9 protein-coding genes are annotated in these 13,023 nt (G+C 62.1%); 8 read left to right on the top strand and 1 reads right to left on the bottom strand.

Annotation, left to right across the window (positions count from 1 at the left end):
* Position 1 precedes the first annotated feature (1 nt).
* Positions 2 to 931, top strand: coding sequence for a glutaminase (locus tag EN845_RS00730; protein ID WP_127279912.1), 930 nt, complete (start codon positions 2 to 4; stop codon positions 929 to 931).
* A 97-nt stretch (positions 932 to 1,028) separates the two neighbouring features.
* Here EN845_RS00730 and EN845_RS00725 read toward each other — a convergent pair whose 3' ends face one another.
* Entirely contained in the window at positions 1,029 to 4,007 is a 2,979-nt protein-coding gene (locus EN845_RS00725) for a ribonuclease E/G (protein ID WP_127869407.1), read from the bottom strand.
* Between the two features lie 652 nt (positions 4,008 to 4,659).
* Here EN845_RS00725 and EN845_RS00720 point away from each other — a divergent pair.
* From EN845_RS00720 to EN845_RS00690, 7 genes are all read left to right on the top strand, one after another.
* Positions 4,660 to 5,922 (top strand): N-acetylmuramoyl-L-alanine amidase, encoded by a 1,263-nt coding sequence (locus EN845_RS00720; protein ID WP_127869406.1) that lies wholly within the window; start codon positions 4,660 to 4,662, stop codon positions 5,920 to 5,922.
* Between the two features lie 213 nt (positions 5,923 to 6,135).
* A complete protein-coding gene (locus EN845_RS00715; protein WP_127869405.1) occupies positions 6,136 to 8,580 on the top strand; it encodes a penicillin-binding protein 1A in 2,445 nt (814 codons plus the stop codon).
* Positions 8,581 to 8,703: 123 nt separating this feature from the next.
* Positions 8,704 to 9,835 (top strand): peptide chain release factor 2 gene (prfB, locus tag EN845_RS00710; RefSeq protein WP_127869404.1). Its coding sequence is split into 2 segments (ribosomal slippage): positions 8,704 to 8,769 and positions 8,771 to 9,835, totalling 1,131 coding nucleotides; the frame shifts between segments, so codons are not numbered across the junction.
* A gap of 586 nt (positions 9,836 to 10,421) precedes the next feature.
* Positions 10,422 to 10,790 (top strand): hypothetical protein, encoded by a 369-nt coding sequence (locus tag EN845_RS00705; protein ID WP_127279145.1) that lies wholly within the window; start codon positions 10,422 to 10,424, stop codon positions 10,788 to 10,790.
* 130 nt (positions 10,791 to 10,920) lie between these two features.
* A complete protein-coding gene (locus tag EN845_RS00700; protein WP_127869403.1) occupies positions 10,921 to 11,289 on the top strand; it encodes a GFA family protein in 369 nt (122 codons plus the stop codon).
* A 152-nt stretch (positions 11,290 to 11,441) separates the two neighbouring features.
* The gene (locus tag EN845_RS00695) at positions 11,442 to 12,092 is read left to right on the top strand and encodes an OmpA family protein (protein WP_015318025.1); all 651 of its coding nucleotides are present in this window, start codon (positions 11,442 to 11,444) and stop codon (positions 12,090 to 12,092) included.
* 238 nt (positions 12,093 to 12,330) lie between these two features.
* Positions 12,331 to 12,936, top strand: coding sequence for a hypothetical protein (locus EN845_RS00690; RefSeq protein ID WP_127869402.1), 606 nt, complete (start codon positions 12,331 to 12,333; stop codon positions 12,934 to 12,936).
* Positions 12,937 to 13,023: the final 87 nt, after the last annotated feature.

Raw genomic sequence — 13,023 nt, 5'->3', positions numbered from 1 at the left:
CATGCCGGAGCTCGAACAGGCGCTGGCGGAAGTCGCGGCGGAAATGGCTGAACGCACCGATCGCGGCGATGTCGCGACCTACATTCCCCAACTGGGCAAGGTCGATCCGAAGAAATTCGGTATCGCGGCCGTCACCAATGACGGCGGCGTGCTGGTGGCTGGCGATGCCGACCAGGCTTTTTCGATCCAGAGCATCTCGAAGGTGTTTACCCTGACGCTGGCGCTCGGCAATGTCGGCGACGCGCTGTGGAAGCGGGTCGGGCGCGAGCCGTCCGGCAACCCGTTCAACTCGATTGTCCAGCTCGAGCATGAGAACGGCATTCCGCGCAATCCGTTCATCAATGCCGGCGCTATCGTCATTTCCGACATCCTCCTTGCCGGCCACCAGCCGCGCGAGGCGATCGGCGAGATCCTGCGCTTCATCCAGTTCCTCTGCGACGACGAGACCATCATCATCGACCGCGAGGTCGCGGCTTCCGAACGGGCCACCGGCTACCGCAACTTCGCACTCGCCAATTACATGAAATCCTTCGGCAATCTCCATCATGCGCCGGAATTGGCGCTGGGCGTCTATTTCCATCATTGCGCCATCGCCATGAGCTGCCGGCAACTGGCAATGGCCGGTCGCTTCCTCGCCAATGGCGGCAAGAACCCGGCGACCGGGTATCAGGTGGTGTCGGCGGAGCGGGCGCGGCGCATCGGCGCCATGATGCTGACCTGCGGCCACTATGACGGCTCCGGCGATTTCGCCTTCCGCGTCGGTATTCCCGGCAAGAGCGGCGTTGGCGGCGGTATATTGGGTATCGTGCCGGGGGTCGCCTCGCTTGCCGTCTGGTCGCCCGGCCTCAACGCCAACGGCAATTCCAAGCTGGGTTCGATCGCGCTGGAAAAGCTCGCCAGGATGATGAACTGGTCGATCTTCGCGCCATAGCGATCACGACCTGCCGGATATGAAAAATCCCGCGCCGTTCGTTTCGATCGGCGCGGGATTCTTTTTGTCAGAAAATCAATTCAAGAATTTGAAAAGCCTAGAAAAAGCCTTTCCGCTGCCACCAGCCGGCACGCTTGGGCTTTTCTTCGGATTCGGCTTTGGCTTCCGGCTCATCGGCCACGGTCGAGGAAACCACCGGTACGACAGGTGTATCGGCGGCTGCCGCCTTGCGGCGTGATGGCCGGGCCTTCGGTGTCTCCCCGGCGACCGCTGCCTCGTCCGATGCCGTGGCTGGCGTCGCGGCGGCTGCCTGAACGGCCGCTTCCGCGGTCGGCTCCTCGGCCACAGCCTCGGCGGCTGCCTTCTTGGGCTTGGCTGCGCGCCGCGGCTTCTTTGGCTTTTCGGTGCTAGGCACCTCGTCGCTCACAGTAGCCGCCGGCTCTTCGGCGGCCGCCGCAGCCACCGGCTCGATCGACACAGGCTCGCCTAGCGAAGCGTCAGCCTCGGCAGGCTCGGTCGTTTCGCCGGCTGCCGCCTCCGTCTCGCCTTCACCGTCTTCGCGACGGTTGCGCTTGCCGCCGCGCTTGCCGCGCCGGCGCTTCTTGCCTTGGCCATCGTCGGATGCTTCCGCCGTTTCGACGGTCTCCGTTGCGGCGACCGCAGCTTCGTTGTCCAGCTCGGCATCGTCATGGTCCGCTGCGCTTTCCGACGCAGAGAGGCCGTCCTCCGAGGTGGAATGGGGCGTGCCGTCGGTCGGGGCTCCATGCTCGCGGTCGCGATCCTTGCCGCCGCGCCGCCTGCGACGCTTGCGGCGCTTGCGGTCGCGGCCTTCGCCTTCCTCGCCGGATCTGGGCTGCTGATGCTGCGCCGGCTGGGCGTGCCGTGGCTGCTCGGCCTGTACCGGCGCTTCGTCCTCCTCCTCGGCGACGACGATCTCGTCCTCGGGCTCTTCCGGCTCGACATAGGCCGGCAGGCTGCGCGCCTCGACGAAACCTTCCGGCTTTTCGGCCAGCGCGCCGCGGAAGATCGCGTAGTGCTGGGCACCAACCGTATCGTCGGCCTCGATGGTGACGGTCAGGCCGAAGCGGCTTTCCAGTTCCACCAGCGTGCCTCGCTTGTGGTTGAGCACGTAGAGCGCGGTCGCGGCCGGCGTGCGCACCGTGATGTGGCTGCGCGAATCCTTGAGCAGGAACTCCTCGATCGCCCTTACCACCATCAGCGCCACCGACGAATCGGAGCGCACATGGCCGGTGCCGCCGCAATGCGGGCATGGCTTCATGGTCGATTCCAGCACGCTGGCGCGGATGCGCTGACGCGACATCTCCATCAGGCCGAAATGCGAGATGCGGCCGACCTGGATGCGGGCGCGGTCGTTCTTGAGGTGATCCTTCAGCCGCTTCTCGACGGAGCGGTTGTTGCGGTTCTCCTCCATGTCGATGAAGTCGATGACGATCAGGCCGGCAAGATCGCGCAGCCGGAGCTGGCGGGCGACTTCCTCGGCCGCTTCCAGATTGGTGTGGAGCGCGGTGTCCTCGATCGAGTGCTCCTTGGTGGAGCGTCCCGAATTGACGTCGATGGCGACCAGCGCTTCGGTCTGGTTGATGATGATGTAGCCGCCGCTCTTCAGCGTCACTTGCGGCTGCAGCATGCGGTCGAGCTGCGCCTCGATGCCGTTGCGCACGAAGATCGGCGTCGTATCGCGGAACGGCTGAACCACCTTGGCGTGGCTCGGCATCAGCATGCGCATGAAGTCCTTGGCTTCGCGGTAGCCCTCGTCGCCGGAAACCAGGATCTCGTCGATATCCTTGTTGTAGAGATCGCGCACCGAACGCTTGATCAGGCTGCCTTCCTCATAGACGAGGGCAGGGGCGGTGGACTGGAGCGTGAGATTGCGCACGTTCTCCCACAGCCGCATCAGATATTCGTAATCGCGCTTGATCTCCGCCTTGGTGCGGCTCTCGCCGGCGGTCCGCAGGATGACGCCCATGCCTTGCGGCACTTCGAGATCGGCGACGACCTCCTTGAGGCGCTTGCGGTCGACCGCGCTGGTGATCTTGCGCGAAATGCCGCCGCCGCGCGCCGTGTTCGGCATCAACACCGAATAGCGGCCCGCAAGCGACAGATAGGTGGTGAGCGCTGCACCCTTGTTGCCGCGCTCTTCCTTGACGACCTGCACCAGCAGGATCTGCCGGCGCTTGATCACTTCCTGGATCTTGTATTGACGGCGCACCGGCTTGCGGCGGTTGCGCACTTCCTCGAGCGCATCCTCGGCGCCAACCGATTCGATCTCATGATCGTCCGGATGGGAAGAGGATACTTCCTCGAGCATCCCGCGGTCATTGTCGGCGGAAGTGGCTTCGCTGCCCTGTTCCGCCTGCGGCACGGGTTCGGAAATCACGTCGCCTTCGACGGAGGCGGCGATCGACTTGGGGCCACCGTCGCTGGTTTCGCCTTCATCCTGTTCGGAAGAACCCCCGTTGTTATCTTCGGATGCCCCGTTAGCTTCGGATGCACCGTCACGTTCGGATGCACCGGCGTGTTCCGAGGCATCGGGTTCCATGGTTCCCGAAACGTTGGACATGTCCTCGGCGACGGCATCCGCGCCATTGTCGTTGTTTTCGTCTGTCTCGCCGGCGGCCTCGTTTGCCTCGCCGGAATCGGCCGTGCCGGCATCGCGCCTGTTTTCACCACGGTCGCGGCTCTTGCCGCCGCGCCGGCGACCGCGCCGCCCGCGATCCCGGCTCTGGCGATCGTCGCCTTCGCCGTCCTCGTTCTCTTCGTCCTCGGCCTCCTGCGCTTCCGCGCGCAGCAGTGCCTGACGGTCGGCGACCGGAATCTGGTAGTAGTCGGGGTGTATTTCACTGAAGGCGAGAAAACCGTGACGGTTGCCGCCATATTCGACAAAGGCTGCCTGAAGGGAGGGTTCGACGCGCGTTACGCGGGCGAGGTAGATATTTCCTTTGAGCTGCTTCTTGTCCTGCGATTCAAAGTCGAATTCTTCGATACGGTTACCGCGTACGACGACAACGCGTGTTTCCTCCGGGTGGGAGGCGTCTATCAGCATTTTGTTGGGCATTATTTCGTTTCCCCCCGGCAGCCGTCAGCCGCAGCTGGCGGGGCAAAGCCCGCTGCTGTGTGTCTGGATGAGAGTGGGTGCCGGATAATTGAACGTCCGCCGGACGGTGCCTGCGTGTCATGGCGGTGCCGCCCGCAGCCATATTGGCGCGGTTTGATGCGGACGTTTCCATGATTGCGCTTGAAGCCATCGTCACCAGCAGAACCTTTTGAACCAAAGCCCGGAAACCGGACCAGCTTGTTTGCTCATACAGAGCCGGCGCGGGAACAACCCGGCCGTTTTCCTCACGCAGGCGATTCCCCCGCCACGGGAGCACACCTGCGAAATTCGTCGCAATCACCTGAAGCCTTTTCGCGTGAAGCGAAAGGAGCCGCCTTTCATCTGACCCTGTAGCAGGAAGCTGCGGAGGAGGGCGGTTCCAGGATTGCAGTGATCCACCATCGCTTTTATGATTTGGCGGGTTGGAAGGCAACCCCGATTTCCGATGCCGGCAAAAAGCAGTTCCGTAACGTAAGCCTGGGTCCGAACCTTGCATGAAAAGGCTTGGTTAACCTTCTCTGGATACCAATCGTTAATCGAATTCGCGGCCTGACCGGCGCGTCGATGAAATGAACGGGCGCCGGGCGCCAAACCGGGAGCGACTGGAAGAGAGATGGGACTGGCGGACTTCACAGACAAGGGATGTCGTGTTGGCGGCCAGAGTCTCCATGCCTTCTGCCTCGTGTTGCTGGTGGTGTTTTCGTCTGCCTTTTCCACGCTTGCCAGCGCCGCCGACACGACGCTTGTGGCGAGGGGCTACAAAATGGCCGGCGATGCCACCAAGATGCGCATCGTCATGGAGTTCGATCGCGAGCCTGACGTCAAATGGTTCCTGCTGCGCGGGCCCAATCGCCTTGTCATCGATCTTGCGAACACCCGATTTGCCGTAGATGCCAAGGATTTGAAGCCGCGTGGCCTGGTCAAGGGTGTGCGGCTGGGCGAACTCGGCGAGGGCGTCGCGCGGCTGATTCTGACCGGCAAGGGACCATTCGCCGTCGACAAGCTCGATGTGCTCAAGAATGAGGACGGAACCGGCTACCGCATTGCCGTCGACATGTCGGCGGCCTCCGAACGTGAATTTGATGCCGCCCTTGCCAACCAGGCGCTGACCACCGGTTCCACGGTTTCGACCGACAAGGGCGGCCGGGTCGGCACCGGACCTGTCTCCAATCCGGGCCACCGGTTCACCGTCGTCATCGACCCCGGCCATGGCGGCGTGGACGGCGGTGCCGAAGGCCTGAACGGCACCATCGAGAAGAACGTCACGCTGGCCTTTGCCACGGAACTGCGCGACAAGCTCGCGGCGGTCGGCAGATACGATGTCTTCATGACCCGTGATACCGATGAATACCTGCGCCTGGACGACCGCGTGCGCATCGCCCGCCAGCATGAGGCCGATCTGCTGATTTCGATCCATGCCGACACGATCAGCGTCAAGGGTATCCGCGGCGCCACTGTCTATACGGTCTCCGACAAGGCTTCCGATCCGGAAGCACAGGCGCTTGCCGACCGTGAAAATCTGTCCGACCAGTTCGCCGGCATGGTCATCAAGGACGACAACAAGGAAGTGACCGACATCCTGATCGACCTGATCCGGCGCGAGACGCACACTTTCTCGATGAGTTTTGCCCATACTTTGGTCGGTCAGCTCTCGACAAGCGTCGGCCTTATCAACAATCCGCAGCGTTCGGCCGGGTTCAAGGTGCTGAAGGCCCCGGACGTGCCGTCCGTGCTGGTCGAGCTCGGCTATCTCTCCAACGCCAAGGACGAGGCGCAACTGCTCGACACCGAGTGGCGCGGCAAGGCAGCGCAAAGCATCACCAACGCCGTCGCATTGTTCGCTTCCGCGCGCGCCGGGCCTGGAACCGGAGGTTGACGATGCCCGCGGCGCCTGCAACCAGAGGCGGCGTTGCGGGATGACAACACCCGGTGCTTTTATTTCAGGCTTGCGGCCTCGAAACGCGGCCCTGCCGTATTTTGTCCACATGGTGGCGACATGGGTTTTCGATTGCGGATTGGGACCGGCTCGAAAGCTTGCGTGGAAGGCGGCTTCGTTTAGGAAATTCCCGAACCAAGGACTGGAGCGGGTATGATTCGTCTCATTGGCTATTTCTTCGGCATCGGCACGACGCTGGCCCTCCTGGCCGCGGCGGGCGTGGCCCTCTACATCGGCCATGTGGCAAAGGATCTGCCCGACTACGAAGTGCTGGCCAAGTACGAGCCTCCCGTGACCACCCGCATCCATGCCTCGGATGGCGCGCTGATGGCGGAGTATGCACGAGAAAGGCGCCTGTATTTGCCAATCCAGGCCATCCCGGATCGCGTCAAGGCTGCCTTCCTGTCCGCGGAGGACAAGAACTTCTACAGCCACCCTGGTGTCGACATTACCGGGTTGGGCAGAGCGGTGATGACTTACGTTTCGGGTGGCCCCATGCAGGGCGGCTCGACGATCACCCAACAGGTTGCCAAGAACTTCCTGCTCACCAACGAGCGCTCCCTGGAGCGCAAGGCCAAGGAAGCCATCCTTTCGTTTCGCATCGAGCAGGCCTATTCCAAGGATCGTATCCTTGAGCTCTATCTCAATGAGATTTTCTTCGGCTTCAACGCCTATGGCGTTGCCGGTGCCGCACTGACCTACTTCGATAAATCGGTGAACGAGCTGACCGTGGCCGAGGCCGCCTATCTGGCATCGCTCCCGAAAGGCCCGGCCAACTACAATCCCTTCAAGCACGCCGACCGGGCAATTGAACGGCGAAACTGGGTGATCGGCCAGATGGTCGAAAACGGTTACGTTACGCCCGAAGAGGGCGCGAAGGCGAAGGCCGAGCCGCTTGGCGTTGCTCCGCGCCGCACCGGCTCCTACCTTTTCGCCGGCGAGTATTTCACGGAAGAGGTTCGTCGGCAGATCATCGCCCGCTACGGCGAGAACGCCCTTTATGAGGGCGGGCTGTCGATTCGCACCACCCTTGACCCGAAGGTCCAGCTCATTGCCCGCAAGGCGATGCAGAACGGATTGATGAAATACGATACTCTGCGCGGCTATCGCGGGCCGGTGAAGACGATCGACGTCTCCGGCGACTGGGGTGTGCCATTGGGCGCCGTCAAGGGGCTGGAAGACGTTCCCGAGTGGTCGCTTGCCGTCGTGCTCGACAGTTCGGCATCCGGCCTGTCGATCGGCCTCCAGCCCGCGCGCCAGGCGTCGGGCGACATCGTCAAGGACCGCGTCGAAGGCACCGTCAGCAAGGACGACATGGGTTTCGCCATGCGCCATCTGGTCGATGGCAAGACGGTCAAGGCAAAGTCGCCGGCCGACGTGCTGAAGCCCGGCGACGTCATCTTCGTCCAGAAGAACGACGGTTCCGACAATGCCTACAGCTTGCGCCAGGTTCCCGAGGTGGAAGGCGGCCTGATCGCGATGGATCCGCACACCGGCCGCGTGCTGGCCATGGTCGGAGGTTTCTCTTATTCGCAGTCCGAATTCAACCGCGCCACCCAGGCCATGCGCCAGCCGGGCTCCTCGTTCAAGCCGATCGTCTATTCGGCCGCGCTCGACAATGGCTATACCCCGGCCTCGGTGATCATGGACGGACCGATCACCATCCAGAGCGGCAACACCACCTGGACGCCGAAGAACTATGACGGCACGGTCGCCGGTCCGGCAACGCTGCGCTCCGGTATCGAGAAGTCGCGCAACCTGATGACGGTGCGCCTTGCCAATGACATGGGCATGAAGCTGGTCGTCGAATATGCCGAGCGCTTCGGCGTCTATGATCATCTGGCGCCATATCTGCCGATGGCGCTGGGTTCGGGCGAGACGACCGTCATGCGCATGGTTTCGGCCTATTCGATCATGGCCAATGGCGGCAAGTCGATCAAACCGTCGCTGATCGATCGCATCCAGGACCGCTACGGCAAGACGGTGTTCAAGCAGGATGAGCGTGGCTGCGAAGGCTGCAACGCGCCTGAATGGAAGAACCAGCCGGAGCCGGAACTGGTCGACAATTCCGAGCAGGTGCTCGATCCGATGACCGCCTACCAGATCACCTCGATGATGGAAGGTGTCGTCCAGCGCGGCACCGGCGCCACCATCGGCGAGCTTGGCCGCCACATCGCCGGCAAGACCGGCACCACCAACGACGAGAAGGACGCCTGGTTCATCGGTTTCACGCCGAACCTCGTGGTCGGCCTCTACATGGGCTACGACACGCCGCGCGGCCTTGGCCATGGCGCCACCGGCGGTGGTCTTGCGGCCCCGATCTTCAAGGATTTCATGCGCGTGGCGCTGGACGGCACGCCCAATGTCGACTTCAAGGTGCCTGACGGCATGAACCTGATCGCCATCAACCGCAAGACCGGCATGCGCGCATCCTCGGGCGATCCCGGCACCATCATCGAGGCCTTCAAACCGGGCACCGGCCCCGCCGACAGCTACTGGGTGATCGGCATGGGCGCCGATGGCTCCAACGCTTCCGGCGGCGCCCTGTCGCCGCAGGCCAACCAGGCCATCCAGGACGGCGGCGGCGGCCTTTACTGACGAATTCAAACGTCCAAATGGGTCAGCCTCGGGCTGGCCCATTTCGCTTTACACATGGCGGCACCGTCCCTATGTATCGCGCCGACCGAAGCGTCATTCAGCAACAGGACAAAATATCAGGCCATGCGCGCGGAAACGCAGAATATTGTCGACGAGATCAGGCAGGCGATAACCCTGCTGAGGAGGCATCTTTGACTGGGATCAGGCCATAAAGCGGCTTGAATACCTGAACGTGCGAGCCGAGGACGCCAGCCTCTGGAACGAACCGGTGGAAGCGCAGAAGCTAATGCGCGAACGCCAGGGCCTCGAGGAAGGCATCGCGGCGGTCAAGGGCCTGACGCAGGCGCTGGAAGACAATATCGGCCTGATCGAGCTCGGCGAGGAAGAGGGCGACGAAGGCGTCATCGCCGAGGCTGAGGCCGCGATCCGTTCGATGCAGGGCGAGGCCAAGGCCCGCCAGGTCGAGACGTTGCTCTCGGGCGAGGCCGACGCCAACGACACCTATCTCGAAATCCATGCCGGCGCCGGCGGTACCGAAAGCCAGGACTGGGCCTCGATGCTGTTGCGCATGTATACGCGCTGGGCCGAGCGGCGCCGCTTCAAGGTCGAGGTGCTGGAAGTGCATGACGGCGAAGAGGCCGGCATCAAGTCCGCCACCTTGCTGATCAAAGGGCACAATGCCTATGGCTGGTTGAAGACCGAATCCGGCGTCCATCGCCTGGTGCGTATTTCGCCCTATGACAGCAATGCGCGCCGCCATACGTCCTTCTCCAGCGTCTGGGTCTATCCTGTCGTCGACGACAGGATAGAGATCGACGTCTCCGAATCCGACGTGCGCATCGATACCTATCGTTCGTCCGGCTCGGGCGGCCAGCACGTCAACACCACCGATTCGGCCGTGCGCATCACCCATATCGCCACCGGCATTGCCGTCGCATGCCAGGCCGAACGCTCGCAGCACAAGAACAAGGCCAAGGCCTGGGAGATGCTGCGCTCGCGCCTCTACGAGGAAGAGCTGAAGAAGCGCGAAGCGGTCGCCAACGCGACCGAGGCCTCGAAAAGCGATATCGGCTGGGGTCACCAGATCCGTTCCTACGTGCTGCAGCCCTATCAGCTGGTCAAGGATCTGCGCACCGGCGTCGAAAGCACCAGCCCGTCGAGCGTGCTCGACGGCGATCTCGACGACTTCATGGAAGCCTCGCTGTCGCAACGCATCGAGGGCGGCGCGGGCGAAGCGGTGGCGGATCTGGACTAGAATCCGGCATATCTTGAGGCGGGGATCGAACGGGATAAGTGCACCCTTGCCGAAGGGCCCCACAGGCTGATCCATTTCGGCGACGAGAGCAGCCATGATACGCATTGCAGCCGTTCCGGCTTGTTGCTCTATTCGCTCGTCTGCGACGGCGCCGATGTCCACGTCGCCATGGGCATGCTGGCTGACGATCCAACGATTCGGCCGACGGCGCATATCTAGTCGGCTCCAAGGCGCCGTGGTTCACCATCGCCGACGACCCGCCGCAATAGGAAGAGCACGCCGTCCCGGACGCATAGCCGGAACCAATCAGTCCCGGAATTCGTTGACTGCAATCTTGCAGACCCGGCGACGTCAACCTTCTGTTTACCAAGCCGGCGCACCCTTTAGAGCTGACTTATCGGCGCTCGGCTGCACCGTAGCCGAAGCAATTTCTTGCGCCGACCAAGGAATCAGCCCAGCATTCGGGCTGTAACAGAAGCATTTATGGCCGGACGCGGCATATCTGCGAGCTGACGATACGGCCACTGGGAAGACACGTTCCGGGAACGGGCAAGCGCAACGCTTGATGCTCGAAAGGAATGTTTCGATGTCTGCTGCCTCGTCTAGATCGGCCCAAGCCGTTCATCCGGCCGGCCGACTGCTGTTTTCCTTGTTTGCGATGGCGGCGCTGACGGCGCCTGCCTTGGCCCACGATGCCAAGCCCAGCCCGGTCCTGCCGCAGGGCTGGAGTTATCCCTTTGCTTGCTGTGCAAACTACGATTGCCGCACGACCCATTCGGGCGAGGTGCTGGAGAAACCCGAAGGCTATGTGATCGCCGGGACAGGGGAGGTGGTCCCGATGACCGACAGGCGCGTGAAGGACAGCCCCGACGGCGAATTCCACTGGTGCGCGCATCAGGCGGGTCTCGACGCGGGCAAGACCATCTGCCTGTTCGTGCCGCCACGCTCGTACTGACAAAGCAAGTGCATCGTCGCTTCGAACGATGACGATGCTCAGTCGCGATGGAGCATGCTGACAGGCAGTTGCCAGGAGCGCTTCTTTATGTTGCCCTGCCGCATGGGCGGTGGACAATGGAGAAGACTTCATGGCCATCAAGGGAAGCTGCCACTGCAAGGCGACGATATTCGAGGTCTCGGAGGCGCCGCAAACGGTGACGCAATGCACCTGTTCGTTCTGCTCGAAACGCGGCTCGCTTTGGGCCTACTATACGCCATCGCAGTTCAAGCTCATCACGCCGCAGAAGAACGTTTCCTTCTACCAATGGGGTTCAAAGACCATAAAGCATGGGTTTTGCGCCACCTGCGGCTGCGGCACCTTCACCGAAACGCCGGACTGGTCGACCGGCGAGCCGGATTTCGACAATCCGAAGATCAGCGTCAACTCGCGGCTGTTCGACGATTTCGATCTCGACAAGGTCGAAGTGGTGGTCATCGACGGCAAGAATCTCTGGTAGCCCGTGATGGCGCTTCGTCACGCAACTGGCTCCGGGGAAAAGCTGCAACGGCCACTTTTCCCGTTCCGTTTTTCGCCGCATTTCATGGTACAAGTCGCGCCAAGGGCTGATTTGGCGCCATCGTAAGGCGTGACTTGGAGAGGGACCATTCTATGAAAAAGACCGTGCTCGTCGTTATGGCGACGGCTCTGCTCGTGACTGCCTGCACCACCACCGATCCGTATACAGGCGACCAGAAGATTTCCAACACCGCCGCGGGCGCCGGTCTTGGCGCTCTTGCAGGCGCCAGCCTTGGTCTGCTTGCCGGCGGCAATGATCGCCGCAATGCGCTGATCGGCGCCGGCATCGGCGCGCTGGCCGGCGGTGCGATCGGCGCCACTATGGACCAGAACGAGGCGGAACTGCGCCGGCAGCTCGAAGGCACCGGCGTCAGCGTTACCCGCAGCGGCGACCAGATCATCCTCAACATGCCGTCGGATATCACCTTCAACACCGACCAGGACGCGGTGAAGCCCGGCTTCTACCAGGTGCTTAATTCCGTCGCCCTGGTGCTGAAGAAGTTCAAGCAGACCACGGTCGATGTTTTCGGCCACACCGATTCGACCGGTGGCGACCAGCACAATTTCGATCTGTCGCAGCGCCGCGCACTGGCGGTCGCCAACTACCTGTCCGGTCAAGGCGTCGATCAGCGTCGCTTCGCCGTCACCGGTTTCGGCAAGACGCGGCCCGTCGCCTCCAATGCCACGGCCGAAGGCCGGGCCCAGAACCGACGCGTCGAGATCCAGCTTTCGCCGCTCACCTAATTGTTCGGCAAGAAATGCGAAGCGGCCCCACATGGGGCCGTTTTTTGTTGCGCGCACTCGACCCCCTTCAGTGTGGTACTGGAAAATTAGCTAATTCTAAATAATAGCTTTCCCGCGGTCATGGAAAGGAATAGCATCGATGCTGTTCCAGAGGGGATGAGGCGGTACAACTGGCCGCGAAATCAGCACTTTCCGCCTCGGTCTTGCACGGCCAGATCATGAAATCTGGGAGGAATGCATGACAAGAACAATCAGCCTTGGACGCTACGGCGTCCTCGCTTTGACAAGTGTTGTAGGTGCCTGGTTGAGCCTCGCTGCGGCTCATGCCGAGGACGCCAACAAGGCCGACATCGAGGCCTTGAAGAAATCGCTTGTCAAATATCAGGACTACACCGCCGCCGTCCGCGATCTCTATCTGTCGACCGTCGGCTGCGTCTACTACAGCGGCGAAAAGATACCTGGCTCCATGGACTATCCGAAGGGCGCCATGGGCATCCATTTCGTCAACGTCCCGAGCGTCGGCCAGAAACTCGACCCGATGAAGCCCAACGTCCTGATCTATGAGCCGACCAAGAAAGGCCTGAAGCTGGTCGGCGTGGAATGGCTGGTGCCGCTAACCCCGGACATCAAGGCGCCGCCGAAGCTGTTTGGCCAAACCTTCATGGGTCCGATGGAGGGACACTATCCGCTTATTCCAAGGGAGTTCGTCCACTACGATCTTCACGCCTGGCTCGACGACAATCCGAACGGCATGTTCAGCCCGACGAATCCGAAGGTGAAATGCAACAAGGCCGAGTTTCCGATGCTGGAGAAACCGACCAAGATGATGCCCGGACCGATGTGACCTGGAGCGGACCAGCGTCCAAAAAGAATCGCTGGCCCCCCAAAGCTTCGTTTCCAAGCAATTCACGACGGGAAAGCACCATACGGC

The organism is Mesorhizobium sp. M8A.F.Ca.ET.202.01.1.1 (assembly GCF_004791595.1).
In the GTDB taxonomy this organism is placed as follows: domain Bacteria; phylum Pseudomonadota; class Alphaproteobacteria; order Rhizobiales; family Rhizobiaceae; genus Mesorhizobium.
Note: the sequence above shows the minus strand (reverse complement) of the source record. Positions and strands in the feature narration are given on the sequence as shown.

Excerpts from the sequence above, each read along its gene's own strand:
- EN845_RS00720 (WP_127869406.1), top strand. The coding sequence starts at position 4,660 with ATGGGACTGGCGGACTTCACAGACAAGGGATGTCGTGTTGGCGGCCAG.
- EN845_RS00730 (WP_127279912.1), top strand. The coding sequence starts at position 2 with ATGCCGGAGCTCGAACAGGCGCTGGCGGAAGTCGCGGCGGAAATGGCT.
- EN845_RS00700 (WP_127869403.1), top strand. The coding sequence starts at position 10,921 with ATGGCCATCAAGGGAAGCTGCCACTGCAAGGCGACGATATTCGAGGTC.
- EN845_RS00695 (WP_015318025.1), top strand. The coding sequence starts at position 11,442 with ATGAAAAAGACCGTGCTCGTCGTTATGGCGACGGCTCTGCTCGTGACT.
- EN845_RS00705 (WP_127279145.1), top strand. The coding sequence starts at position 10,422 with ATGTCTGCTGCCTCGTCTAGATCGGCCCAAGCCGTTCATCCGGCCGGC.
- EN845_RS00715 (WP_127869405.1), top strand. The coding sequence starts at position 6,136 with ATGATTCGTCTCATTGGCTATTTCTTCGGCATCGGCACGACGCTGGCC.
- EN845_RS00725 (WP_127869407.1), bottom strand. The coding sequence starts at position 4,007 with ATGCCCAACAAAATGCTGATAGACGCCTCCCACCCGGAGGAAACACGC.
- EN845_RS00690 (WP_127869402.1), top strand. The coding sequence starts at position 12,331 with ATGACAAGAACAATCAGCCTTGGACGCTACGGCGTCCTCGCTTTGACA.